The following is a 24,634-nucleotide window of genomic DNA, read 5'->3' as shown; positions in this document are numbered from 1 at the left end:
TTAGATCTAATATTGTTTAGATCTTACTTATCTGTATTTTCATCTTTTCTAAGACTTTTTCTAAATTCATCTAGTCCTTCCGAACTCAAATCTTTAATATAGATTAATGTCGCTATGCCAGTTTTACTATTTACTTCTTTTAGCCATTCACAAAAATTATCAAATATAATATCGTCACATTCCTCTTGATATAAAAATCCAGTTTCTGTATGTGAGATCTCTAATTCCTCTAAAGCATCAATAAATTCCTTTTTATTTTTAATGAGCCAACTCATAGGTAGTTTAGTCATAATATCCATTAGCTTTAGTTCATCATCATAATCTAAATAGGTTGGTTTATTTTTCAAAAAATTGTACAGTATATTCTCGTTCATAAATTAATATCCTGATCCATCTAATGGAATATGAGCTGCATTTCTATCACGTTTAAATTCTCTCCATTATTGTTTAGATCTTACTTATTTGTATTTTCATCTTTTCTAATATTTTTTCTAAATTCATCTAGTCCTAGTGCTTTCGGATCAAAATCATCAATATACATTAATGTTGCTATGCCGGTTTTATTATTTACTTCTCTTAGCCAATCACAAAAATTATCAAATATAATATCGTCACATTCCTCTTGTAATAAAAATCCACTACCTATCGTATGTGAGTCAGATAAATGCATTAAAGCATCAATAAATTCATCTTTATTTTTAATGAGCCAACTCATAGGTAGTTTAGTCATAATATTCATTAACTTTAGTTCATCATCATAATCTAAATAGGTTGGTTTATTTTTCAAAAATTTGTACAGTATATTCTCGTTCATAAATTAATATCCTGATCCATCATAATGGAATATGAGCTGCATTTTTATCACGTTTAAATTCTCCCCATGTTCCATCTGTTCTGTAATTCTTATCCATTGTAGTATTTTTAATACTTGCTGTTGGGTCATTTGATGAGTTAGCTGTTGGGCATTTGATAAAACGTCCTGTTTCCTTATTACGCCAACGATTCGACTTACTATTAAAACTACAGCTCACCCCAAGTCAACCCATTAGGCGCATACTGATATAGATTCAGCCCACCCAGCATTCCAATCGGATCCGGCTGGGTAAATCTACCTATATCTGGATCATAATACCTGAAAGTATTGTAATGTAAGCCGGTTTCTCTGTCTAAATATTGTCCCTGATATCTGAGTTTTTGTTGGATGGGGATGTGTTCGATTTCATGAATCCGCTTACACCATAACTGAAAGCTGCATTCTCATGGTAATTCGCCGTTTGCATCGGTAAGCTGTTCTGGTCGGTATAAATATATACAGGCTGGTAGGGTGATTCGTGGCGACTTCCTGAGTCATTCTTAAGCCATCCCACAGGAAGCGGGTACGGTTAGGGTTTGCGGTCTATTTAATGATTTTCGATACGCCGGCCTAAGGCGTCTTAATGGTACGCTGGTAGTCTTTTTGCGTTGCAGACGGACGCACTTATTTTGGAACTTATGTTATTTTCTTATATATAAATCCTTAGCAATCTATATGTTTGATCAGTTAACTTTTCTGGTTATAGAGCAGATGTTTTGGCTACAATATGCATCTTTAAATCTATCAATTGTATAGTTAGGAGGATTTTGTTGGTATCTAAAATTATTTACTCTATATTATGATTCTTTGCAATTACCTATCTAAAAATTTTTCACATGGTTTTGTATCAATTTTAAATTTTTTTTCAACTCTATTACATCTTTTAAGTTTTCTGCTTCACTAGGTATATTTCGAATCAATAAATTTGCATTTTTCTTTAATAGGTTAAACAAATGAAGGCATTCTATTTTACCGCTATATATTACTTCTTTTTTATCATATCTATCTTCTATAAATTCAATATTACAAGTTTCACTAACAAAATGAACCTCAAAATAGAATGGTCCATCCATAAAACTAAAATGAGCTTTAGCTATATTATTTTTTTTAATTTTACAAGCTTCCTTTAACCACCAACTTAATATAATGACAGTAAAATCATCCCATTTCTTTTCTGGAAAAAATATATTTCCGATTTGGAAATATATTTCTGAAAATATTTGAGTTGATACTTTATTTTTTGATACACGAATAGAATCAGGATTAATTATTAAATTAATCATTATAGGACTCCTTTAGGATAAGCAGTTTCAATTTATTACAATGGATATTTGTCCCAGTTATTATCAAACTTATCATATACCTCTTTTTTATCAATACGCCACTCATGTTTTTTGTAATGCAAGGTATAACGAAATTGACTTTTTGCACGATTTTGTTGTTGAGTGTAAATAATTACTTTATTACCTTTGAGTTCTTCTATTTTTAATATCTCTTCATCTGGTGAGTACTCTGGTGGGTTTCCACAAGATAATGCAGCTTGTCGACCATATTTCCGCTCTTTTTTTGTACAAAAATTATTAAATATAAAATTCAAATCTTTAGTCATTTGTAAATAAGCTTCTTCTGAAGAATCACTTTTCAATTTTGGATAGCAAACTATTTCCCAATTATTCATAGCAATAATGAATTCTTTTAATCTATTTTTCGCAATTTCAATATCCATTTAGTTCACCTCATTTTTAAAAACATGATTTAACGCATTTTCCCATTTTGGAAAACTGAGTGATCCTCCCCAAAATATTAGACAGTGCCCACTCCTATCATTTTGTCGTTAAAGCAGCATAGATCTAGAGACAATTTTTTGAACTCAACACGAATCTATTTATTTTGCCTGTTTATATTTATTCCCATCCATGATAATTCATTTGGTTCTGTATACCTATTATGAGGATCAAAATATCGGGGTAGCAATAAATCCTTTGCAGCGTAATAGTATAAAATAGTTATAATATTTTTTTGTATTTCTTTTAAAGCCTCCTTATTTTCGCAACCAGTAATTTTATAAATTTCCTTATCACTACAATTTTCTAAGACATAGTTAATACATGATTCATAAATCATTAACCCATCTTCAGATATATCAAGATGAAATTGATTCACGGTTCCTGACGGATTTATATGCTCTAATAAATACATTTTTCTCTCTAAACTTTATATAATCATAATATACTTTTGAACTCATCAAGTTCACTTTGTGTTAATCTTTGCTACAGGTTAGTATTTTAATTCATTCAATGTTGAACGTTTTTCTTAGTGTTAGACATGTTATCAACAAATAAATTTTAATTTAATGATTTATTATAATTTATCTTAGTTTTATTTATTAGTAGTTCGCTTTATTACTAGATCAATCCATGGATTTGTGTTTTTTAACAATTGCTTATCTATAGAAAAATCGGCACTTGATTCAATAAGATGTAATAATGTCCACGCTAACCCATAACTTTCATCCTTACCAAAGAGTGTAATTAGTTTAGTGGCTTCTTCGTTTGATAAGGGTGGTTGAATGCTATGTAAAATATTCTGATATTTCTGAATAAAGTCAATATCAGAACACGTTTCTGAAGGCAAAGGTCCCATTTTAATAAGTTCATTAACAGATTGTCTCATAAAGGTTCTAACCATGTTTTCATTAATTTTAGAAAGTTTATTTTGTAGTCTTTAAGAATATCTTTAATAAGTTTATCGATTTAGAACTAACTATGTCGCTTATATCTTTAATATAATTTTGCTTGCTTGCCTGAATAATAATCCAAAATCTTGTATTGTTGTTGTCGCAGCTTGGTATTCATAAGTTATTGGTAAATAGTTTCATGAAGATGATGTTGACCAGCTATATTTTGCTTGCAATGCCCGCCATTATCAATAACAGAAAACAATAAGCTAAATTGTGACATCCAAAGGTTGAATTTAATCAACAACTGAAATAAGGTAGCCCAAATAAAAAATGCTCTATATCATGTCAATCAAAGTCTAAAAATGCATCACTTTTATAATAAAGCATGTAAGGCCTAAATAAATCATCTTTAGAATATTTTGGCTATAAGTTATGTGTGTAGATTGACATATTCCTCAAAAAAAATGCTGAATGACGGTGCAAGGATATCTGATATTTTTTTTGAGAAAAGATCATAATTAACTATTTGCCCATAAGTATCTTTTCTACAATCAACACACCAACATACATCGTCATTTTTAAAATAAATAACCGCCATATCTGATGGTAAGGCGTATTCATTGCGACACTGATAAGTGTCATAATAAATTGCTCCTCCAGACTCAGCCAAGGCATCATTATCAACTATGCCTGATATTTCTTCTCCAACAATACCTCCGCCACCTACTAATAAAATAAACTCTTTTAATTCATATGGTAACGATAATTTTAGCTTGTTTTCGAGTATATTAATTTGTGATGCATCACAAGCTCCAAGCCAATATACTTCGTCTTGAGCTTCATCATTTAAGCGCTTAACAAGACTGTTAATATCACTCATATAATTACCTCACATAAAATGCAATACACTATTATAGCATTACACAATTAGCTAAATTTTATAACAAGGAAAAACATATTAGGGAAATGTATTGTTATAGTAAAACACTTTGGAAAACTTAGATAGACGCAAAAGCGCTAGTCAAGAAAGAGCAACAAGAGGATTTATTTTGCTGACCATACTCGCATTCAGGTAAAATGAATGCTGATAAATAATTTGTCTGTTAGGTTAATTTTGAACTACCTTTTTGTGTATTGCCAATGATTACGGCAATTTCAAATAGAAAGATTCAATGTTTCTTGCCCAAAATAAATATTAAACGGTATTTACAACTATTACTTTAGTTCATTTTTATATTTTCTTTTATTTATATGGTGACATGAGTCTATTGACTTCCTCAACTGTTAAACTAAAACAATCTATAGTATTCATGTGGATATTTATATTTAACTGTTTATTTATTCGTTTCAACCAATGGTAAAAATCAATAAAAATATTTTCATTATTTTTTGTTAATTCCATAAAACCTGAGTCTCCATGGGATAGCTCTAATGATTCTACGATACATCGAAAAATATCCTTATTTTTGATTAAATCATCAGCTTTAAGGTTCATTAATTCTTTTATTATTGATATTTCTGCTGAAATACCCATTATTGTAGGAAGAGATAAAATCTTGTGATTTATTTCTTTTAAATTCATATTAATTACCTTAATAAAATAATCCATCAAGGGAGAACATGCGCACTGTTAGTTTATGTGCTAGTTTATTTGTTTTATCTGTAATCTATCCTTTGTTCCTAGCTTGTATAGCTGTAACAAAAAATATCACTGATATATAATCTTTATTTGTATTGACTAAATTTTTCTATCCAGCCATTTTCTGTTAAAAGTTCACCAGATAAACCATCACTAATGTTAACAATGTTTTTTTCATTTTTACCATTTTTAGATATTAATAATCTCATATTTTCTTCATTTTGTTCTAGCATATTTAATGTATTGTAAATAACACTATCAATAGCAATAACAGCAACTTTTTTTAAAATATCAATTTGATTTCTATCAAATATTTTTAGTTCATTATTTAATTTAACCATATTTTCAGATTTCATTTTACCCTGAACCATTGCTTCAAATTCGAAAATGGCTTGATCTCTAACATAACTAATAATCTTTTGACCAAAAATATCAAGTAATTCTTTATCTAACATATTAATCCTCCTTTTATATAGGCGCACCAAATCAGACAGTTCACAATCACAGTTTTTGTTTGACGCAAACAATTAACCCTTTGTTACAATTTATAGTAAAGCGTTAATCACTGGGATATTTGTCTAAATACCCCCGACTTGATGGATATTTTGTAAAAAAAGAAATTTTATTTTTATCGATAAATTGAATATCAAAAATTCTAGAACAATTTTTTTCCAAACCAATATCATACAAATATAATTTTTTCTCAATTTCATCCAAAAGTGATATTGCCATATCATTAATAGTTGCATGACATTCATTAATAAAAAAAATTACTTCTTCCGGAAAATTAGACTCAATAATCACGCCTTCATAATAATAATCAAACTTGTCAATTTTGTTATATTCGATAAGAGCATATCTCTGTTTATCTCTAAATGAAATAATATAGTCTTTCATTATTACCCTCTAAATCCGTTGAAAATGCCGAACAGTTTATTTTGTTAGCATTAAAACTATTCATACTTTTTGAACGAATTAATATTGCATTATTTATTTCCAACCACCCTTTAAACGGAGCATGAATAATAGCAAATCTGATTTTTTAAGATCTGTGATTTTGGTTTTATTTCATCTGTTAGTAATTGAATCAGCACGGTTAACTACAAGACAGAAGCATTTGGCAGATATTAATTTTGTTATAATAGAATAAGTTGCTATTCATAATATTTATTGCAAAATAGCGCCATTGTTCTCCGGTGAAAAATATTTTGGCCAAATGGTATATTTGTCATATATTGCCCCTATAAAACTTGCTTCATTTATTCTCATTGCATTTACATTTGCCCTTTTTAAATTACTTCCATTGAAATTTGCATTAAATAAATCAGCGCCTGATAAATTAGCTCTTTGTAAATTAGCATTTAGTAAAAAAGCGCCATTTAACTTGCAGTTCGACATCTGAGCATTTAATAATGATGCATTGATTAAATTTGAATTCATTAATAATGCATTGGCAAAATCAGCATTATCTAAAATACAATTTGAAAAATTTACACTCCGTAAATTAGCATATTTAAAATTAACATCACGCAATGAATATCCCGTAAATATAGCTGTATGTAATATCGAATTACTAAAATCGAAACCATCAAATGTTGTTACATCAAATGCTTGTGTGCTGCCAGATTCAAAATGAATGGTAATCATTAATAATTCTCCTAGTTACAAAGGTTAACTTTTGTTATAGACATAGATTTAATTTTTAGGATATTACTTGGTGCAAGCATTCCTTACCATAATACCTGAAAGTATGGTAATGTAAGCTGGTTTCTTATAGGATTTTTCGGTTTTAATGAGAAGCGTAATTGAGTTGTTGTGTATAGCTGTTTAGATTGGTCTGCTCGATTAATCAGCCATGTTGCTGTATTGGAAAAAAGCTAGAAGCAATTTAAGAAAGAGTAACCATTTCAACTTTTCCATCTGGTAATAAACAGATCACGATTCCTTTTCCTTCCAGTCGAACTCCATCACAAAATTGAGTTACATTCCAATCTTTTATTTTAGACAGCGCTAGCCAATCATCAAGTTTCCAGCTATTTATGCTACCAAGGATGACCATCTTTTTTCTAAAACCATGCATGTCAATATTTATACTTATTACCGTGTGATTTTCAGATAAAATACTGACATTGCCATATAGGTGATTAAATATTTTTGATTTTCTGTTTAGTCTTGCTACAGGTAATTCTGGTTCTCCCATCGTTTCATCAATAAGAGAATCAGATGAGCCGACATGCAATTTTTTGATGTGTAAGCTGTTAATAATATCTATTAACTCTATTTGAAAGATCGGTTCCCATTCTTTATTCATTATTAACAACCTATTCCCTATTCCCTATTCACCATACTCAATAAGCGCTTTAATTTCATCTAATTCTTCGACGGTAACACTTTTACACAGCAAAGAAATTAATTCAAAAAAATGGAATTCTATTTTCTGATATTCAATATCCATTAGCAATAAATCCTTGAAAAGACTTTATTCGCAATGGTTTAATAAAGTCTAGCATCTGAGCGTGGTTCAATTTCTCTTTTGCCAAGTTTGCTTATTTTTTCTAAGATCAAATCATAGCAATAAAAGATATCGCCATTTTTTTTCAAAGTTACGCCTTCCAGACAGACTTTATATATTCCCTTAGGAATATTTGCATTATGCCAACCTGTATATTCTTCCCATTCCCAAAAAACAGACATGTCGGCAATATATAAGTTTCCAGTAACATTAAGATAAAAATATTTATCGCTGAATATAACCCGTCTATCCTTGTTACAGGGAGATTCATTTAAAAACAAACGAACAACATAACCACCATCATCAATGCCCATGATAGGTAACGCAATTCCCTTATCAAGCACAAAGTCGCCTTTGTCTGTTGTTGTAAATGTTTTAAGTATATTTTGCCCATTGTCTATTTTCCCACCAAAAGGGATCTGTATTCCTGGGTAGTCAAAAATAATTATACCGTTAAAATCAACATCAACGAATATTGTCTTAATCACATTTGCCTCCTACACCCATTTTAACAAATTGGATACTGCAAATTACCAAATAATCATGAAACGGTATAGACTCCTGAATATTTTTTACAAATATATAATCCAAAGAGTGAACACCGCATTTTCATTAAAGTCCTTATCGCTTTCCGCTCCCATTCATTTGCAGGCAGTTAGGTTTTGTACATGTTTGATTGATACGATGATTATCACCCATTTTAACCAATAGATACTGCAAATTATCAAATAATCATGAAACGGTATAGACTCCTGAATATTTTTCACAAAAAATATAACCCAACAAGTAAAAAGACAGCCATTTGCCAAATTACGGTAAGCAATGCAAATCATTCCTAACAATAAACTATTTCAATAATGTTGTATCTTTTCGCGGTCGCATTTCTTGCTACAATTTTACTCATTGATGAAGTGATTAGATAACCTTTTATATGGAAACAAAATCTAAATAGAAACCCACAAAGTACAAGTTTATTATAGAATATGGGGATAAGATCAACGTCAAATTTTAACGGGCAAATGTACAAAATTTAGGATTTGCATATGTATAATAAAAATAAGCTTAGCGCGCTTGATATCAATCATTTTTTAGATCCAAATGAATATTATATCAAAGAAGATTTTTCATATGCTGAGATACCCGGAACGGCTAATATTTGTGGTTATCACATTATATTTTTTTATATTGACGATAAGATTGAGGTTTTATCCATTGATTCTGACGTTATGGATAATACTTTCCTACTCGATAAAGCCAATCAAATTCTAAATTTTCTGGGTTTTGATTTTAAATTAGGATGTCCGTTTGTTTTAACTGATATGTTTAATCATAACTATATTTTTAAAGATCATATCTATGAAGATCATATGCGTTACTATTATGAAGTGGATGAACAATTAATTGTCCTTGGCATTACTTTTGCAGGGATTTTAGTGTCATTTGAGATAGTGAATAATAAGCGTATTATTGATAATCGTCTTGAATATCTAAAATCTTAAATATAATTTTTATATTTAAATCAATAACTAACATTAAAATATGATACTGTAAGTATCCGATATCTTATTTTTAACGCTCTTAATTCATGTTATTCCATCAAAAAAGAAAATAATATCTATTATTCTCGATTAAACTTATTTTTATCGACAAGATCCTTATCTTGCATCATGCTAGGCATAGTTATATTATGGGTATAATGTAATATTATTTAAGGAATAAATTATGCTAAAGTCAATTGATCCAACTACTACCCATTCTTGGAAATCCCTTCAAGCTAGTTACCAAACAAATAAAGATAAAACCATTGCTCAACTTTTAAAAGAGGAGCCTAACCGAGTTAAAAAACTGAGTATTCCTTTTGACGATGAGTTTTTGGTTGATTTATCAAAAAACAGAGTAACACAAGAAACCCTAGAATTACTGTATAAACTTGCTGATGAATGTGATTTAACTGGTGCGATTAATGCTATGTATAGTGGTGAAAAAATTAATCGTACAGAAAATCGAGCAGTATTACATGTTGCATTGCGTAATGTATCAAATACCCCCATTTATGTTGATGGTAAGAATGTGATGGATGATGTTAATGCGGTCTTAGCTAAGATGGAATCATTCAGTAACAAAATCATTAGTGGCGAATGGAAAGGTTATACAGGTAAAGCGATTACTGATGTTGTTAATATTGGCATTGGCGGTTCAGATCTGGGGCCTCATATGATCACCGAAGCGCTACGTCCTTATAAAAACCATTTAAATATGCATTTTGTTTCTAATGTTGATGGTACACATATTGTTGAAGCACTTAAAGGTTTAAATCCTGAAACCACTTTATTTTTAGTGGCGTCTAAAACCTTTACTACACAAGAAACCATGACTAATGCACAAACGGCACGATCATGGTTACTTAATACGGCAAAAGACGATAAAGCGGTTGCTTTGCACTTTGTTGCACTATCAACTAATGCAAAGGAAGTTGAAAAGTTTGGTATTGATACCGCCAATATGTTTGAATTTTGGGATTGGGTCGGTGGACGTTATTCATCTTGGTCAGCAATTGGTTTATCAATAGTGTTATCAATCGGTTTTGATAATTTCAAACAATTTTTAGCCGGTGGGCATGCTATGGATAAACACTTCCAAAGTGCGCCAATTGATAAAAATATCCCAACTTTACTTGCGTTAATTGGTATTTGGTACAACAATTTTTGTGGTGCAGAAACCGAAGCGATTTTACCTTATGATCAATATATGCACCGTTTTGCGGCTTATTTTCAACAAGGTAATATGGAGTCAAATGGTAAGAGTGTGGATAGAAGCGGCAATAAAACACCTTATACTACCGGTCCAATTATTTGGGGTGAGCCGGGAACCAATGGTCAACATGCGTTTTATCAATTAATTCACCAAGGTACTAAACTTATTCCTTGTGATTTTATTGCACCAGCTATTAGTCATAATCCAGTTGGCGATCATCATCCTAAATTGTTATCTAACTTTTTTGCACAAACCGAAGCTTTAGCTTTTGGTAAAACAAAGGAGCAAGTTGAACAAGAATTTATTGCTGCTGGTAAAAACCTTGACGAAGTGAAGTCTGTGGTACCATTTAAAGCCTTTGATGGCAATAAGCCAACTAATTCAATATTAGTGAAAAAAATCACCCCTTATACCCTTGGTGCGTTAGTTGCCATGTATGAACATAAGATTTTTACTCAGGGGATTATTTTAAATATCTTTAGTTTTGATCAATGGGGTGTGGAGCTTGGCAAGCAATTAGCTGGACGTATTTTACCTGAATTAGCAGATGATCAACCAGTGAGTTCTCATGATGAATCTACAAACAACTTAATTAACCAATACAAAAAATGGCGTTAAGATGTTTTAGAAAATACCTATAGGTGAGTATAAAACAAAAACCTTCAGCTTAAGCTGAAGGTTTTTTTATAAGCAATATTTATTACTTTTTAATTCGCATTATTGGCGTTTTACCTGCTTCTACTGCACCTGATAGTTTGGTGAGTTCCACAATTGTTTCCATATTAGAAATAACCACAGGTGTTAATACGGATTTTGCTTTACTTTCAAGTAGTGGTAGGTCAATTTCAATAATGGTATCGCCTGCTTTAACTTGTTGGCCTTCTTCGGCAATTCGAGTAAAACCTTCACCTTTTAGTTCCACAGTATCAATACCAAAATGAACAAAAAGTTCAATGCCTTCATCTGATTCTAAAGCAAAAGCATGATTAGTTTCGAAGATTTTGCCGATTTTACCACTTAATGGTGCAACAATTTTATTGCCAGAAGGTTTAATTGCTACTCCATCACCAACGATTTTTTCAGCAAAAACCACATCTGGTACATCTTCGATTTTGACAATTTCGCCACTTAAAGGAGCAATAATCTCGATGCTATTTTTACTATCATCGGATACAAATTGTTTAATTTTATCGAATAGACCCATCATTGTCTCCTAACAAATTTGCTTTTCAGCAGTGTAATTTTCAATTAAATCAATAATTTCTTTAGCGGTTGCTTTTTCTAGCGCAGCATCAGCAAATTTCTTTGCCTCTTCATAATTCGTATTACGAATTAATTTCTTAATTTTAGGAATAGATACAGCACTCATACTAAATTCATCAAGTCCCATACCAAGTAATAAGATTGTCGCTCTTTCATCACCAGCAAGCTCACCACACATCCCTGTCCATTTACCTTCTTTATGAGAGGCATCGATCACTTTTTTAATCAATGTTAATACTGAAGGTGAAAGAGGGTTATAAAGGTGAGAGATCAGCTCGTTACCACGATCAACAGCAAGCGTATATTGTGTTAAGTCATTGGTTCCGATACTAAAGAAATCAACTTCTTTGGCTAAGTGATGTGCAATCACAGCCGCTGCTGGCGTTTCAATCATTACACCAATTTCAATATTTTTATCAAACGCTTTGCCTTCGGTATTTAATTGTTCTTTAAGAATATTGATTTCAGATTTTAATATACGGATTTCTTCCACAGAAATAATCATTGGGAACATAATACGCAATTTACCAAATGCTGAAGCGCGTAAAATTGCGCGTAATTGTGCATGAAGAACTTCTTTACGATCTAAACTGATACGAATTGCACGCCAGCCTAAGAATGGATTTTCTTCTTTTGGTAAGTGCATATATGGCACATCTTTATCGCCACCGATATCCATAGTACGGACAATTACCGATAAACCATTGGTTGATTCGGCTACTTCTTTATAAGCTTTAAATTGCTCTTCTTCATCAGGATAAGCTTCGCGATCCATAAATAAGAATTCAGTGCGGTATAGACCAACACCTTCGTAACCATTACGTTCAGCACCTGCAATATCACGCACTGTACCAATGTTGCCGCAAATTTCTACTTGGTGACCATCAAGGGTTACAGCCGGTAGATCTTTTAATTTAGCCAATTCTTCTTTATCACTAATATATTTAGTTTGAACTTGTTTTAACTTTTCTTGAGTTGTGTGATCTGGATTGATATAAATAGCATTATTGATCGCATCTAAAATAACAAAATCACCTTGTTTGATTGCTTGAGTAGCATTTGATGTTCCAACAATAGCAGGGATTTCTAAAGAACGAGCCATGATAGAGGTATGTGAAGTACGCCCCCCTGCATCAGTAATAAAACCTAATACCATTTCTAAGTTTAGCTGAGCTGTTTCAGACGGCGTTAAGTCGGTTGCAACTAAAATACAAGGTTGGCTAATAGCACTCAAGTCAACAATTTCAATACCTAAAATATTTTTGAGTAATCGTTTACCGATATCACGAATATCTGCAGCACGTTCTTTTAGATATTCATCATCTAAATTTTCTAGTTCTTTAGCTTGAGTTTCAAAAACAGATTGAACAGCGGCATCTGCGCTTGAATGTTTACTTTGGATGCGCAAAATCACTTCTTGTTCAAGATCCTCATCTTCAAGAAGCATAATATGCCCTTCAAAAATAGCGGCTTTATCTTCGCCTAATGTGGATTTTGCGCGTTCCATAATTGCATGTAATTGCTCGCTTGATTTTTCTCGAGCTTCTTTAAACCGCGCAATTTCAGCGTCAATCTTGCTATCAAGAATTTGTCTATTGCTAATAACAATAGGTTCTTCTTTTAATAATAGCGCTTTAGCAAAAGCGATACCAGGGGAAACAAGTATACCTGAGACCATAACATTTAATCCTTATTCAATTTTAAAACCTTTCATAGCTAATCGGGAGTTATTATTCCAATTCAGGAATTAATTTTACTAAATGATCAACTGCGTCTTTTTCATCTTCACCTTCGGCAGCAATGGTAATGGTTGTGCCTTGTGATAAACCTAATGTTTGTAATTTAAATAGGCTTTTAGCGCTTGCACTTTTTCCATTAGATGTGACAGTAATTTCTGCATTAAAGTTTTTGGCTTCTTTCACAAATTGCGCTGCAGGGCGAGTATGAAGACCGTTAGATGCAGTAATGGTTACATCTTGTTTATACATATTATTTGACTCCCAAATATTTTTATTTCAGCGACCAATATAAATAAAAACCGCCTGAAAGGCTAGTAAGATTTCATATATCTTTTATATTAGGTCAATCGTATTAACTTTAATTGATAAAGATAGCCATATTTTGTCAGTATCGGTAGATACGGGTGACTTTATCGCTACACTTTTTAAATTCTACCTGTCCATGGATTCCATGTTTAATGTTTTCAAAAACGATTTCTTCACTGCCATCAAGCTTTGATGCGCGGATCTCTTCTCTACAGAAAGTTTCAAATCGCTGTAATTCTTGTTCACTATTACCTAATTTATAAGCTTTAGGTAAATTTTGACTGGTTACATCGGTGTGTATTTTATCTTGCACATCAAGGATAATGACGCCTTTATTCGATAACAATGAGCTACAGGCGGTTAATGATAATAATCCTGCAAGAAATAATAATTGCAAAGGCAATTTCACGATTAATCCCACAATGTTCAAAATAATTCCTTTATAAAGCACAGTAACCTGTTTATTATTTACAAGTGAATACGAATTATATACTAATAATCAGAGAAAGTGCAGGGTGCATTTTTCCCTGATGTAATAAGATTAGGGTGAAGTTTATGTCAAATATTATCAATTACGACGAATTTAATCGTCAACTAATCCAAAATAAAATCGGTATTACCGCAGCTGAGCTGCATGGTTTTTTGTCGGGTATATTAGCTGGCGGTAATTATGATGAAAGCTGGCGTCCATTGGTTGAAGATATGTTAAATAATGGTCAAAAAATGCCTGCATCATTAGATGAGAAAATTAGTCAACTTTACACGCATATCAAACAACAATTCTTTGATGAAGATTTTAGCTTTCAATTATTGCTTAGTGACAAAGATTTATATTCACAGCTTGATGATTTAGTTGGCTGGGTAAATCATTTCTTACTTGGTATTGGCCTTGTGCAACCTAAAATCAATCATATCAAAGGTGATGTTGGTGAAGCGATTTATGACCTACGGCAAATTGTTACACTAGGTTATGATGAAAATGAAGATCAACAAGAGCTTGGTTTTGCTTTTGAAGAGATTAAAGAGTATGTTCGCATCACTTCTATGCTATGTTTTGATGAATTTAATGAGCCAGATATCATCCCAACAATCCATTAATAATTATACATTTTCAAGGTCATTACAATGATAAACACTGATATCAAAACAGAACTTTTGGCACGTCGAGAAAGATTATTAGCTCAAATGGTGCCAAATAGTATTGCACTTTTTTTTGCTGCTCCTGAAGCCGCGCGTAGTAATGACACCCATTATCCATATCGGCAAAATAGCGATTTTTGGTATTTTACGCTTTTTGCCGAGCCAGAAGCGGTTTTTGCTGTTGTTAAACAAAATGATAATACACCTAGATATGTATTATTTAATCGTAAAAAAGATACGCTTGCAGAAACATGGACAGGTTACCGTTTAGGTCAACAAGCCGCATTAGGCGCAATTTGGGTTGATAAGGCGCATCCCTTTGATGAGATAGATACAATATTACCTGATTTATTAAATGGCAAAACGGCGATTTATCATGCTGATCAACAGTATGCCTATGCCGATAAAATTGTTGATCGTGCCATGCGTATTTTACGACAAGGTAGTCGAATTAATCTTTCTGCCCCCAACAGCATGATTGATTGGCGACCAATAGTCCATGAAATGCGTATGTTTAAATCAGATTTTGAAATCAAAATTTTACGACAAGCTTGTGAAATTAGTGCACAAGCCCATATTAGAGCAATGCAAAAGTGCAAACCATTAATGTTTGAATACCAACTAGAGGCTGAAATCTTACACGAATTTGCTTGGCATGGTGCACGCTTTCCATCTTATAACACTATTGTTGGCGGTGGTAATAATGGTTGTATTTTACATTATGAAAATAATAGTGAGCAGCTAAAGGATGGAGATTTAGTTTTAATTGATGCTGGGTGTGAATACCAATACTATGCAGGTGATATTACTCGTACTTTTCCTGTTAATGGTCAATTTAGCCAAGCTCAACGTGAGATTTATGACATAGTGTTAGCAGCGCAATATCAAGCGATTGAATTATTTAAGCCCGGCACATCAATCATGGAAGTGAATAATCATATAGTTAGAACGATGGTAGCAGGTTTAGTTAAATTAGGCATTATGCATGGTGATGTTGAAACGTTAATTGCCAATAAAGCTTATACCGCATTTTATATGCATGGTTTAGGACACTGGCTAGGCATAGATGTGCATGATGTGGGTAGAGGTCGCGATCGCATTTTAGCGCCAGGGATGGTATTAACCGTTGAACCCGGACTCTATATTAATCAAGATGCAGATGTACCAACACAATATAAAGGCATTGGTATTCGCATTGAAGATAATATTTTAATTACTGAGACAGGAAATGATGTATTGACCAGTAATGTGCCTAAAGATCCGCATCAAATTGAACAGTTGATGACAAACACACTTACTCATTAGTCACGCTATTGCCGTAATTTCTTCAACAGAAATTATGGCTCTTTTATTGCTGTCTATATCACTTGTTATTAGTTCAAACTAATTGATTTATCGCGGTTAAAAATAATTTTTATTTTCAGGTCTTTGGCCGCAATTGGTTTATATTTCCATGTTTTCATGGCATTAATCACGGAGCGATTAAAAATATTATTAGGATTTGCTTCTATAATTCGAATATTTTCAACTCGCCCATCACTGTTTACATCAAATAGCGCAACTACATAACCCTCTAAACGCATATCCAGTGCTCGGCGTGGATATTCAGGTTGGTTGCGCCGAATTGGCGAAGGATTACCAGAATATTGACGACTATCTGAAATCTGCGGAGCTACAGCAGTGTTAGCAATGTTGTCGCTAACCACTTCTTGTCTCACTTGTTGACGTGACGCTTTTTGAGCAGGAGGGCGCTTTTTCTTTTGTTTTGGTTCTTTTTTGACGACAACTTCCTTTTTTGGCTCAACAGTAGGCTTATCGGGCATTTTTTCGGGAATAGGTTCAGGCTGTTCTTCTTTAACAACTTCAGACTCAATAACAGGTTCAATTGGGGGTTCTTCGATTTGTTTGTTATCGATCCGTTCGCTATTTTCCACGCCTTGAATTTCGGGGGTATTTTCTACTAATGATTGCTTTGGTGCAGCCAATTGCGAGATATCGACCATAATAGCTTTAATTGAATTATCGCCTTCATCGACAACAATATTTTTAGCAAACAGAGCGGAACTAAAGAGCAGTGCAAATAAGACAAGATGCGACAGTACAGATACCGATGTACATGCATAGGCATTTATAGGTTGTTTTTTCGTCGGACACAAAGGGACCTTGGTATTATCGATGTCTATATCAAAGTTAATCTTCATAATAATAATCATTTTTAACTTAAGGTCAGTATTCTAAATGAAAATGCTTATCATTTGTAGTGTTTTTTGAAATATGATAGATCACACCTTGTTGCATCATGATATTTATCAGATAATAGAAAGTAAATATCTGTTATTTATAATGGTTAAGCTGATGAATACTGCATCAATGAATCAAATACTCGATCTTGTTAAAGAAGATTTAATCAAAGTGAATCAAGCAATACAAGCAGAACTCAGTTCTGATGTGGCTTTGATAAATCAGTTAGGCAATTACATCATTAGCAGTGGTGGAAAGCGCATACGTCCAGTAATCGCGTTGTTAATAGCCAAAGCGCTCAACTATCAAGGTGATAAACATATTATTACCGCGGCTTTTATTGAATTTATTCATACAGCGACCTTATTGCATGATGATGTTGTTGATGAATCAGATTTACGCCGTGGCAAATCAACCGCTAATGCACTTTTTGGCAATGCCGCAAGCGTACTGGTTGGCGATTATATATATACGCGCTCTTTTCAAATGATGGTGCGTACCGAATCTTTTAAAGTATTGACCATTATGTCGGCGGCAACCAATGTGATTGCTGAAGGCGAAGTACAACAGTTAATTAATTGTAACGATCCTGATATCACCAAAGAACAATATTTAGAGGTGATTTATCGCAAAACAGCACGTTTATTTGAGGCAACCTCGCATTCGGCTGCGGTTCTAGCTGGAGCTAATGCGCAGCAAGAACTCGCTTTACAAGAATATGGCAAATTTTTAGGGACCGCCTTTCAAATCATCGATGATTTGCTTGATTATAGTGGCGATAGTAATGAAAAATTAGGTAAAAATTTAGGAGATGATCTCAATGAAGGTAAACCTACTTTACCGCTATTACATGCTATGCACCACACTAAAAATGCCCAAGATGCAGCATTAATTCGTCAAGCCATAGAGCAAGGTAATGGTCGACAATTATTAGATCGCATTTTACAAATTATGGATGAATGTGGTTCGCTCGATTTTACGTTACAAACCGCTCAAAAAGAAGCGCAAAAAGCATTTGACGTTATTGCAATTTTACCTGATTCACCTTATAAACAAGCGTTACAAGATCTTGCCTTATTATCAGTAAAAAGAGAAAACTAATTCACCAATGAGCCAATAAATCAATAAAACCATGTGTTTTTTATACTCAAACACATGGTTTCCTGAAACTTCTTGTCATGAGTTTTATATACAACAACTTCAAACTTCAATTAAGGTAATTATTTATGCTAAAAAGGTCTTGGCCTGTTTTGTTAATTTTTATTTCGATGATTTCGGTTCAAGGCAGTGCGTCTATAGCCAAATATCTATTTCCGGTGTTAGGGCCAGAGGGAATGACAGCGTGGCGATTATTTTTTTCGGCAATTATGTTAGTGTTAATCTTCAAACCGTGGCGTAAAGCAATGACAAAACAAGCCCTGAAATATATATTTTTATATGGTATTTCAATTGGTTGCATGAATTTAGCGTTTTATAACGCAATCTCTAGAATTCCGCTTGGTATTGCTGTTGCCATTGAACTGACCGGACCGATTATGGTGGCGATGTGCGCTTCACAAAAAGTGCTTGATTTTATTTGGTTAGGTATTGCAATTGTAGGGCTAGCTATGCTTTTACCACTAACTCAAGCATCAAGTAATTTAGATCCAATGGGTATTTTATTTGCGCTATTAGCGGGAAGTGGTTGGGCATGTTATATTTTATTTGGACGCAAAGCGAGTGCTATTTATGGTCCAGCAAGTGTAGCGATTGGATCGGTTATTGCTTCGTGTTTTTTATTTCCTATCGGCATCTGGCAAACTGGCAGTGCCCTGTTCTCGTTGGAATTACTACCACTGATTTTTGTGGTTTCGCTATTAGCATCGGCCATTCCTTATGGTTTGGATATGATTGCACTACCCAAATTACCGGCGCAGACATTTAGTACATTAATGAGTTTATCACCTGTTTTTGCCGCACTTTCTGGATTCATTGTTTTGCATGAACAGTTAACCCACTATCAGTGGCTAGCCATTGTGTTTATTATTATATCATCGATAGGTACAGTACTTACAATGAGCAGACCAACAAAGGTTAAATCGATTAAACCAAGCAATTAAATTTGTCAATGGGAAATATTATCGCGCTGTTTATAAGCGCGATAATATTGCGGAAAAGTGATAGTGATAGATTGCTATCACTTATTTTAGTTGAAACAGGCTGTGATGATTTAACGAGGAGGGAATCCCATACCGCCACCCATTAACCCTTTCATTTGACGCATCATCTTCATCATGCCACCGCCTTTCATTTTCTTCATCATCTTTTGCATATCTTCAAACTGTTTTAAGAGTTTGTTGACATCTTGCACTTGAGTGCCTGAACCTTTTGCAATACGGCGTTTGCGTGATCCTTTAATGATTTCAGGATTAGCGCGTTCTTTTAATGTCATTGAGCCAATGATAGCTTCCATTTTGATGGTGATTTTATCATCCATCTGCGCTTTGATATGATCAGGAAGTTGCCCAATACCTGGTAATTTAGCAAGCATTGCACCCATTCCGCCCATATTACGCATCTGCTTGAGTTGTTCTTGAAAGTCATTAAAATCGAATTTATCGCCTTTTTTCAGTTTTTTGGCGATTTTCTCTGCTTTTTCGCGATCAACATTATGCTGTAATTCTTCAATCAAAGAGAGCACATCACCCATACCTAAGATGCGCGAAGCAATGCGATCGGGGTAAAACGGCTCTAAAGCGTCAGTTTTTTCACCCATCCCTAAGAATTTTATCGGCTTACCAGTAATATGCCGAATGGATAGCGCCGCACCACCACGCGCATCACCATCAACTTTGGTTAAAATTACACCGGTAAGTGGCAAAGCATCATTGAATGCTTTAGCCGTATTGGCTGCATCTTGCCCGGTCATGGCGTCGACCACAAATAATGTCTCAATTGGATTAATGGCTTGATGAAGCGCTTTGATTTCATCCATCATGTCGTTATCAACATGCAAACGACCCGCAGTATCGACAATAAGTACATCAAAGAATTGTAATTTTGCATGAGAAATAGCTTTATTTACAATACTGACCGGTTTTTCAGTAATATCAGATGGAAAAAACTCAACATCAATCGCTTTAGCCAGTGTTTCTAACTGTTTAATTGCAGCAGGTCGATAAACATCGGCAGACACTACTAGCACTTTCTTTTTCTGTTTTTCTTTTAGAAATTTAGCCAGTTTAGCAACACTGGTTGTTTTACCGGCACCTTGTAACCCTGCCATTAACATTACGGCAGGTGGTTGGGTTGCCAAATTGAGTGAACTATTGACTTCCCCCATTGCACTGGTGAGTTCATCTTGAACTATTTTGATAAATTCTTGACCTGGTGTTAGACTCTTGCTGACATCTAATCCAACAGCTTTTTCTTTAACTTGATTAATAAATTCACGAACCACAGGCAGGGCAACATCAGCTTCGAGTAATGCCATACGCACATCGCGCAACGCATCTTTAATATTGTCTTCAGATAGTCGTCCACGACCACTGATATTGCGGAATGTCTGTGATAAACGGTCGGTTAAATTCTCGAACATATTAACTCTCGTAATAAATAAAAAATTGTAATTATCATATCAGAAAATTTTAATAAGTCCCACGATCATAATTTTGCGCCGACTTGACACTAATTAATGTTCCTGTTCAAATGAGGAAAGATAGACAGTGCACACATTGACCATTTTGGTAATTAAAACAGCATAGATTAAAAAGGAGAACATTGAATATGGCAAAAATAATTAGTACTGATAAAGCGCCAGCCGCTATTGGGCCTTATGTTCAGGCCATCGATTTAGGTAATATGTTATTTGCCTCAGGACAAATCCCACTCGATCCTGCCACAGGTGACATGCCAAGTTGTGTGAAAGAACAAGCCAAACAAAGTTTAGCCAATGTTAAAGCGATTGTCACAGCGGCAGGTTATCAAGTCAGTAATATTGTAAAAACAACGATTTTTTTAGCTGATATGAATGATTTTGCTGCGGTAAATGCGGTATACGAAGCATTTTTTACAGAAAATAATGCCTCTTTTCCTGCTCGCTCTTGCGTGCAAGTTGCTCGAATTCCTAAAGATGCTAAAGTCGAAATTGAAGTCATTGCTGCTAAATAAATTTGCTTACTTGATTAGCACCGAAAGGTGCTAATTTTTGTCAAAAAGTTTCAGGAAACCCTACGTTTTAGTATAAAAAAGTGGGTTAAAACACATTATACTTTTAATTATCTCATCTATTACTTTTTACTATCAAAAATACAGCCACTTTCTAACCAAAAATCAAATTAATTATTTATTGTTAAACTGTTATTTAATGATTGATTGCCAATAAAGTTGGTGTAATAATCTACAAATATTTATTGTTGTTTTTTGTGCCAAATGGATTGTGAACATGTTTGAAAAAGTAGAATCGTATGCAGGGGATCCCATTTTATCGTTAGTCGCTGAGTTTATGAATGATAGCCGAGATAATAAAACGAATTTAAGTATTGGTTATTATTATGATGAAAATAACGTGGTTCCCCAATTGCAGTGTATAAAAACTGCTCGTGATGATATTTATCATCTCAATCAAGGTGCACAACTGTATTTACCAATGAGTGGCTTGCCAACGTACTGTCAATCAATTCAGTCTCTATTATTTGGTGAAGATCATTCGGCTTATAAAGATAAACGTATCGCAACGATACAAACACTAGGTGGTTCAGGTGCTCTTAAAATAGGGGCTGATTTTTTATTTCGCTATTTCCCAAAATCTGAAGTATGGGTCAGCGATCCAACATGGGAAAATCATATCGCTATTTTTAGCGGTGCCGGGTTTAAGGTAAACAAATATCCCTATTTTGATGAGCAAACTTGTGGCGTAAAATTTGAAGCAATGCTTGAAACCTTAAATCAACTACCGGCTAAAAGCATTGTCTTACTTCATCCTTGCTGCCATAACCCAACAGGGGCTGATTTAACACATACGCAGTGGGATAAAGTGATCGAGGTGTTAAAGGCTCGTGATCTTATTCCATTTATGGATATTGCTTATCAAGGTTTTGGCGAAAGTATTGACGATGATGCCTATGCGATTCGCAAAATGGCAGACACCGGATTGTGTGGATTTGTCAGTAACTCATTTTCGAAAACATTTTCACTCTATGGTGAACGTGTTGGTGGATTATCTGTTTTATGTGATAACAGTCAAGTCGCTGGGTGCGTATTAGGACAGTTACAAGCTACCGTTCGCCAGAATTATTCAAGTCCATCAGCTTATGGTGCTCAGTTAGTTAGTTATGTATTAAATCATCCTGAGCTTAAAGCGCAATGGTTTAAAGAAGTCGAATCAATGAAAAATCGCATTGTAACCATGCGATCAACTTTGGTTGAATTATTAAAAAAAGCTGTACCTGATCGTAATTTTGATTATTTGGTTAAACAGCGAGGCATGTTCAGTTATACCGGTTTTAATAAAGAGCAAGTTACACAATTGAAAGATAATTTTGCTGTTTATTTGGTGGGCAGCGGAAGGATGTGTGTAGCGGGTTTAAATCACCATAATATCTACCGTGTGGCAGAAGCATTTGCTACATTAAAATAAACATGTTACTAAAAGGAGTATATTTTATGTTCCATAAAGTGTTAATGTTAATATTAGGTATAGTAATGACAACTTTAGTTGTTGGGTGTAACACCGTTAAAGGTGTTGGTCAAGATGTTGAATCTGGCGGAAAGGCCATTTCACATACTGCCGAAAAAGTGAGTGATAAAATGTAACTAATGTCATATATATCTAGCAATATTTTCGCTTTTTAACTATTTTTAGAGTAAAAATGTTACGTATTTTGTCTATAGTTACATTGTTTTTACTTATTGGGTGCGGTTCGTTAAACTATCGAACTGCACCTTTAACGCTGGAAAATTGCCAGTATTCAAACCTATCAGGTCTTGAATTTTTATTAAATAAACTCCCCTCAAATACACAAAATTATCAACATGTTTATATTGCCCAAAACCGAGAAAGCAAACATTTACCAAGTCATTATGCCGGAATAAAAGGTAAATTAACTGATCAAATTTTGGTGCGAGATTATCCCAAAGAAACATTTTGGCGAACACCAAATTTGTTCGAAAGGGCTTCTTTATATGATGATGGATACGATGACCTTTATATCAGTAAAGCTCAAAAAGAAGCGCGAGACCGTAAAGCCAAATTCGTAGTAAGACAAGCCGTGTTACACAATTGCCAAATCGTTTATATCGCTATTGATTCTTTAGCCAAAGATAGGGATAATCCTTTGCTAATTGAATCTAACGATTTATCAATTATTAGACAGGCACAAAAATGAGTGGCTGAATTACTCATATATAAAAGTCAGTGCGAGTCAAAAATACATTTGTTAATGGTCACCGTAGTAACGGTGCCTATAGCTCCATTATTAGTTAATTGTGTTAAGGAAATAAAATGACACCAAATTTAGAAAGTTCAACAAGTAGAAAAGTCAAAAAAGCGGTTATTCCTGTTGCTGGTTTGGGAACGCGCATGTTACCTGCAACTAAAGCAATTCCTAAAGAGATGCTCCCTATTGTTGACAAACCACTTATTCAATATGTGGTTAAAGAGTGTATTGCAGCTGGCATAACTGAGATTATTTTTGTAACCCACTCATCAAAAAACTCAATTGAAAACCATTTCGATACCAGTTTTGAATTAGAAGCCATGTTAGAAGCGCGTGTTAAACGCCAATTATTGCAAGAAGTACAAGGCATTTTACCTAAACATGTCACAATAACTAGCGTCCGCCAAGGTTTGGCTAAAGGGCTTGGTCATGCGGTATTATGTGCTTATCCTTTAGTTGGCGATGAACCGTTTGCTGTTGTTTTACCTGATGTGATTATTGATGAATACCAAAGTGACCTTACCAGCGATAATTTAGCCGCAATGATCAAAAATTACCATGAAACCAAACATAGCCAAATTATGGTTGAGCCAGTGCCAAAAGAATTAGTTTCTTCTTACGGTATTGTTGATTGTCGTGGTGAAGCGCTATCTGCAGGTAATGTTACACAAATGTACAGCGTTGTTGAAAAACCATCAGTTGAAGAAGCGCCATCAAACCAATCCGTTGTTGGACGTTATGTTCTATCTGAAAAAATCTGGCCCCTACTTGCCAAAACCCCATTAGGTGCGGGAGGTGAAATACAATTGACCGACGCAATTGCTATGTTACTTGAAGAAGATTGCGTTGATGCCTATTGCATCAAAGGTTGTAGCCACGACTGTGGTAATAAACTCGGTTATGTACAAACCTTTGTTCAATACGCAATGCGCCACAAAATCTTAGGTAGCGATGTTAAAGCGTGGTTAAAGACGCTCTAGTTTTAACAAATTAAACAATAATAAAAAGGGCGCAGTGTGCGTTCTTTTTATTAGTATGCTCTTATTCTATTTGTAGGCCATATAAATCCCCATCGGTAGTAAACTTTCCAA

31 protein-coding genes and 1 pseudogene are annotated in these 24,634 nt (G+C 33.8%); 11 read left to right on the top strand and 21 right to left on the bottom strand.

Going from position 1 to position 24,634, the window contains the following annotated elements; all coding sequences use genetic code 11:
- Positions 1-23: 23 nt before the first annotated feature.
- The 15 genes and pseudogenes from GQ593_RS02275 to GQ593_RS02205 all read right to left on the bottom strand — a co-directional run bounded on the left by GQ593_RS02275 (position 24) and on the right by GQ593_RS02205 (position 8,172).
- The gene (locus tag GQ593_RS02275; protein WP_160430442.1) at positions 24-374 is read right to left on the bottom strand and encodes a hypothetical protein; all 351 of its coding nucleotides are present in this window, start codon (positions 372-374) and stop codon (positions 24-26) included.
- An 80-nt stretch (positions 375-454) separates the two neighbouring features.
- On the bottom strand, positions 455-814 hold the full coding sequence (locus GQ593_RS02270) for a hypothetical protein (protein WP_160430441.1): 360 nt from the start codon (positions 812-814) through the stop codon (positions 455-457).
- Positions 815-833: 19 nt separating this feature from the next.
- Positions 834-1,031 carry a hypothetical protein gene (locus tag GQ593_RS02265; RefSeq protein ID WP_160430440.1) on the bottom strand — a complete coding sequence of 66 codons (198 nt, stop codon included), beginning with the start codon at positions 1,029-1,031 and terminating at the stop codon, positions 834-836.
- 1 nt (position 1,032) lies between these two features.
- Positions 1,033-1,197: pseudogene (locus GQ593_RS14135) on the bottom strand (RHS repeat-associated core domain-containing protein); the annotation flags it as partial.
- 477 nt (positions 1,198-1,674) lie between these two features.
- Complete coding sequence (locus GQ593_RS02255) at positions 1,675-2,136, bottom strand: hypothetical protein (RefSeq protein WP_160430439.1); 462 nt, start codon at positions 2,134-2,136, stop codon at positions 1,675-1,677.
- 35 nt (positions 2,137-2,171) lie between these two features.
- Positions 2,172-2,579: an NTF2 fold immunity protein gene (locus tag GQ593_RS02250; RefSeq protein WP_160430438.1), complete on the bottom strand. Its 408-nt coding sequence runs from the start codon at positions 2,577-2,579 to the stop codon at positions 2,172-2,174.
- A gap of 155 nt (positions 2,580-2,734) precedes the next feature.
- Positions 2,735-3,052, bottom strand: coding sequence for a hypothetical protein (locus GQ593_RS02245; protein WP_160430437.1), 318 nt, complete (start codon positions 3,050-3,052; stop codon positions 2,735-2,737).
- A gap of 180 nt (positions 3,053-3,232) precedes the next feature.
- Entirely contained in the window at positions 3,233-3,526 is a 294-nt protein-coding gene (locus GQ593_RS02240; protein ID WP_160430436.1) for a hypothetical protein, read from the bottom strand.
- A 437-nt stretch (positions 3,527-3,963) separates the two neighbouring features.
- Positions 3,964-4,413 carry an SMI1/KNR4 family protein gene (locus GQ593_RS02235; RefSeq protein ID WP_160430435.1) on the bottom strand — a complete coding sequence of 150 codons (450 nt, stop codon included), beginning with the start codon at positions 4,411-4,413 and terminating at the stop codon, positions 3,964-3,966.
- Between the two features lie 363 nt (positions 4,414-4,776).
- Positions 4,777-5,115 (bottom strand): hypothetical protein, encoded by a 339-nt coding sequence (locus GQ593_RS02230; protein WP_160430434.1) that lies wholly within the window; start codon positions 5,113-5,115, stop codon positions 4,777-4,779.
- A gap of 143 nt (positions 5,116-5,258) precedes the next feature.
- On the bottom strand, positions 5,259-5,627 hold the full coding sequence (locus tag GQ593_RS02225; protein ID WP_160430433.1) for a hypothetical protein: 369 nt from the start codon (positions 5,625-5,627) through the stop codon (positions 5,259-5,261).
- Between the two features lie 103 nt (positions 5,628-5,730).
- A complete protein-coding gene (locus GQ593_RS02220) occupies positions 5,731-6,069 on the bottom strand; it encodes a hypothetical protein (RefSeq protein ID WP_160430432.1) in 339 nt (112 codons plus the stop codon).
- A 270-nt stretch (positions 6,070-6,339) separates the two neighbouring features.
- On the bottom strand, positions 6,340-6,819 hold the full coding sequence (locus GQ593_RS02215) for a pentapeptide repeat-containing protein (RefSeq protein ID WP_160430431.1): 480 nt from the start codon (positions 6,817-6,819) through the stop codon (positions 6,340-6,342).
- Between the two features lie 241 nt (positions 6,820-7,060).
- Positions 7,061-7,483 (bottom strand): hypothetical protein, encoded by a 423-nt coding sequence (locus GQ593_RS02210; protein ID WP_160430430.1) that lies wholly within the window; start codon positions 7,481-7,483, stop codon positions 7,061-7,063.
- A 182-nt stretch (positions 7,484-7,665) separates the two neighbouring features.
- Positions 7,666-8,172 (bottom strand): hypothetical protein, encoded by a 507-nt coding sequence (locus GQ593_RS02205; RefSeq protein ID WP_160430429.1) that lies wholly within the window; start codon positions 8,170-8,172, stop codon positions 7,666-7,668.
- A 555-nt stretch (positions 8,173-8,727) separates the two neighbouring features.
- Between GQ593_RS02205 and GQ593_RS02200 the strand changes: the two genes are divergently transcribed.
- Positions 8,728-9,183, top strand: coding sequence for a hypothetical protein (locus GQ593_RS02200; protein WP_160430428.1), 456 nt, complete (start codon positions 8,728-8,730; stop codon positions 9,181-9,183).
- Between the two features lie 223 nt (positions 9,184-9,406).
- Positions 9,407-11,056 carry a glucose-6-phosphate isomerase gene (gene pgi / locus GQ593_RS02195; RefSeq protein WP_160430427.1) on the top strand — a complete coding sequence of 550 codons (1,650 nt, stop codon included), beginning with the start codon at positions 9,407-9,409 and terminating at the stop codon, positions 11,054-11,056.
- An 82-nt stretch (positions 11,057-11,138) separates the two neighbouring features.
- Here pgi and crr read toward each other — a convergent pair whose 3' ends face one another.
- From crr to GQ593_RS02175, 4 genes are all read right to left on the bottom strand, one after another.
- The gene (crr, locus tag GQ593_RS02190) at positions 11,139-11,642 is read right to left on the bottom strand and encodes a PTS glucose transporter subunit IIA (protein ID WP_065639007.1); all 504 of its coding nucleotides are present in this window, start codon (positions 11,640-11,642) and stop codon (positions 11,139-11,141) included.
- Positions 11,643-11,651: 9 nt separating this feature from the next.
- A complete protein-coding gene (gene ptsI / locus GQ593_RS02185; RefSeq protein ID WP_160430426.1) occupies positions 11,652-13,379 on the bottom strand; it encodes a phosphoenolpyruvate-protein phosphotransferase PtsI in 1,728 nt (575 codons plus the stop codon).
- Between the two features lie 52 nt (positions 13,380-13,431).
- The gene (ptsH, locus tag GQ593_RS02180) at positions 13,432-13,689 is read right to left on the bottom strand and encodes a phosphocarrier protein Hpr (protein ID WP_160430425.1); all 258 of its coding nucleotides are present in this window, start codon (positions 13,687-13,689) and stop codon (positions 13,432-13,434) included.
- 136 nt (positions 13,690-13,825) lie between these two features.
- Positions 13,826-14,155, bottom strand: a complete 330-nt coding sequence (locus GQ593_RS02175) for a hypothetical protein (protein WP_160430424.1) — start codon at positions 14,153-14,155, stop codon at positions 13,826-13,828.
- A 146-nt stretch (positions 14,156-14,301) separates the two neighbouring features.
- On the opposite strand from GQ593_RS02175, the gene GQ593_RS02170 reads away from it, so the two are divergent.
- Together GQ593_RS02170 and pepP are read left to right on the top strand one after the other, a co-directional pair.
- Positions 14,302-14,844 (top strand): UPF0149 family protein, encoded by a 543-nt coding sequence (locus GQ593_RS02170; protein ID WP_160430423.1) that lies wholly within the window; start codon positions 14,302-14,304, stop codon positions 14,842-14,844.
- 30 nt (positions 14,845-14,874) lie between these two features.
- Positions 14,875-16,191 carry a Xaa-Pro aminopeptidase gene (gene pepP / locus GQ593_RS02165; protein WP_442903584.1) on the top strand — a complete coding sequence of 439 codons (1,317 nt, stop codon included), beginning with the start codon at positions 14,875-14,877 and terminating at the stop codon, positions 16,189-16,191.
- Between the two features lie 68 nt (positions 16,192-16,259).
- Here the strand turns inward: pepP and GQ593_RS02160 are convergent, their stop codons facing one another.
- Positions 16,260-17,087, bottom strand: a complete 828-nt coding sequence (locus GQ593_RS02160; protein WP_160430421.1) for a TonB family protein — start codon at positions 17,085-17,087, stop codon at positions 16,260-16,262.
- 154 nt (positions 17,088-17,241) lie between these two features.
- Between GQ593_RS02160 and ispB the strand changes: the two genes are divergently transcribed.
- Together ispB and GQ593_RS02150 are read left to right on the top strand one after the other, a co-directional pair.
- A complete protein-coding gene (gene ispB, locus GQ593_RS02155) occupies positions 17,242-18,228 on the top strand; it encodes an octaprenyl diphosphate synthase (RefSeq protein WP_160430420.1) in 987 nt (328 codons plus the stop codon).
- Positions 18,229-18,353: 125 nt separating this feature from the next.
- Entirely contained in the window at positions 18,354-19,226 is an 873-nt protein-coding gene (locus tag GQ593_RS02150; protein WP_160430419.1) for an EamA family transporter, read from the top strand.
- Between the two features lie 110 nt (positions 19,227-19,336).
- On the opposite strand, the gene ffh is transcribed toward GQ593_RS02150, so the two are convergent.
- Positions 19,337-20,704, bottom strand: coding sequence for a signal recognition particle protein (gene ffh / locus GQ593_RS02145; RefSeq protein WP_160430418.1), 1,368 nt, complete (start codon positions 20,702-20,704; stop codon positions 19,337-19,339).
- Positions 20,705-20,892: 188 nt separating this feature from the next.
- On the opposite strand from ffh, the gene GQ593_RS02140 reads away from it, so the two are divergent.
- The 5 genes from GQ593_RS02140 to galU all read left to right on the top strand — a co-directional run bounded on the left by GQ593_RS02140 (position 20,893) and on the right by galU (position 24,523).
- On the top strand, positions 20,893-21,276 hold the full coding sequence (locus GQ593_RS02140; protein ID WP_160430417.1) for a RidA family protein: 384 nt from the start codon (positions 20,893-20,895) through the stop codon (positions 21,274-21,276).
- A gap of 274 nt (positions 21,277-21,550) precedes the next feature.
- Positions 21,551-22,744, top strand: coding sequence for an amino acid aminotransferase (locus GQ593_RS02135; RefSeq protein ID WP_160430416.1), 1,194 nt, complete (start codon positions 21,551-21,553; stop codon positions 22,742-22,744).
- Between the two features lie 44 nt (positions 22,745-22,788).
- Positions 22,789-22,920 carry an entericidin A/B family lipoprotein gene (locus tag GQ593_RS02130; protein ID WP_202115353.1) on the top strand — a complete coding sequence of 44 codons (132 nt, stop codon included), beginning with the start codon at positions 22,789-22,791 and terminating at the stop codon, positions 22,918-22,920.
- Positions 22,921-22,976: 56 nt separating this feature from the next.
- The gene (locus GQ593_RS02125; RefSeq protein ID WP_160430415.1) at positions 22,977-23,492 is read left to right on the top strand and encodes a hypothetical protein; all 516 of its coding nucleotides are present in this window, start codon (positions 22,977-22,979) and stop codon (positions 23,490-23,492) included.
- A gap of 116 nt (positions 23,493-23,608) precedes the next feature.
- The gene (galU, locus tag GQ593_RS02120) at positions 23,609-24,523 is read left to right on the top strand and encodes a UTP--glucose-1-phosphate uridylyltransferase GalU (protein WP_160430414.1); all 915 of its coding nucleotides are present in this window, start codon (positions 23,609-23,611) and stop codon (positions 24,521-24,523) included.
- The last annotated feature ends 111 nt before the right edge of the window (positions 24,524-24,634 follow it).

The sequence above is a fragment of the Gilliamella sp. Pas-s25 genome (genome assembly GCF_009795885.1).
Taxonomy (GTDB): Bacteria; Pseudomonadota; Gammaproteobacteria; order Enterobacterales; family Orbaceae; genus Gilliamella.
Note: the sequence above shows the minus strand (reverse complement) of the source record. Positions and strands in the feature narration are given on the sequence as shown.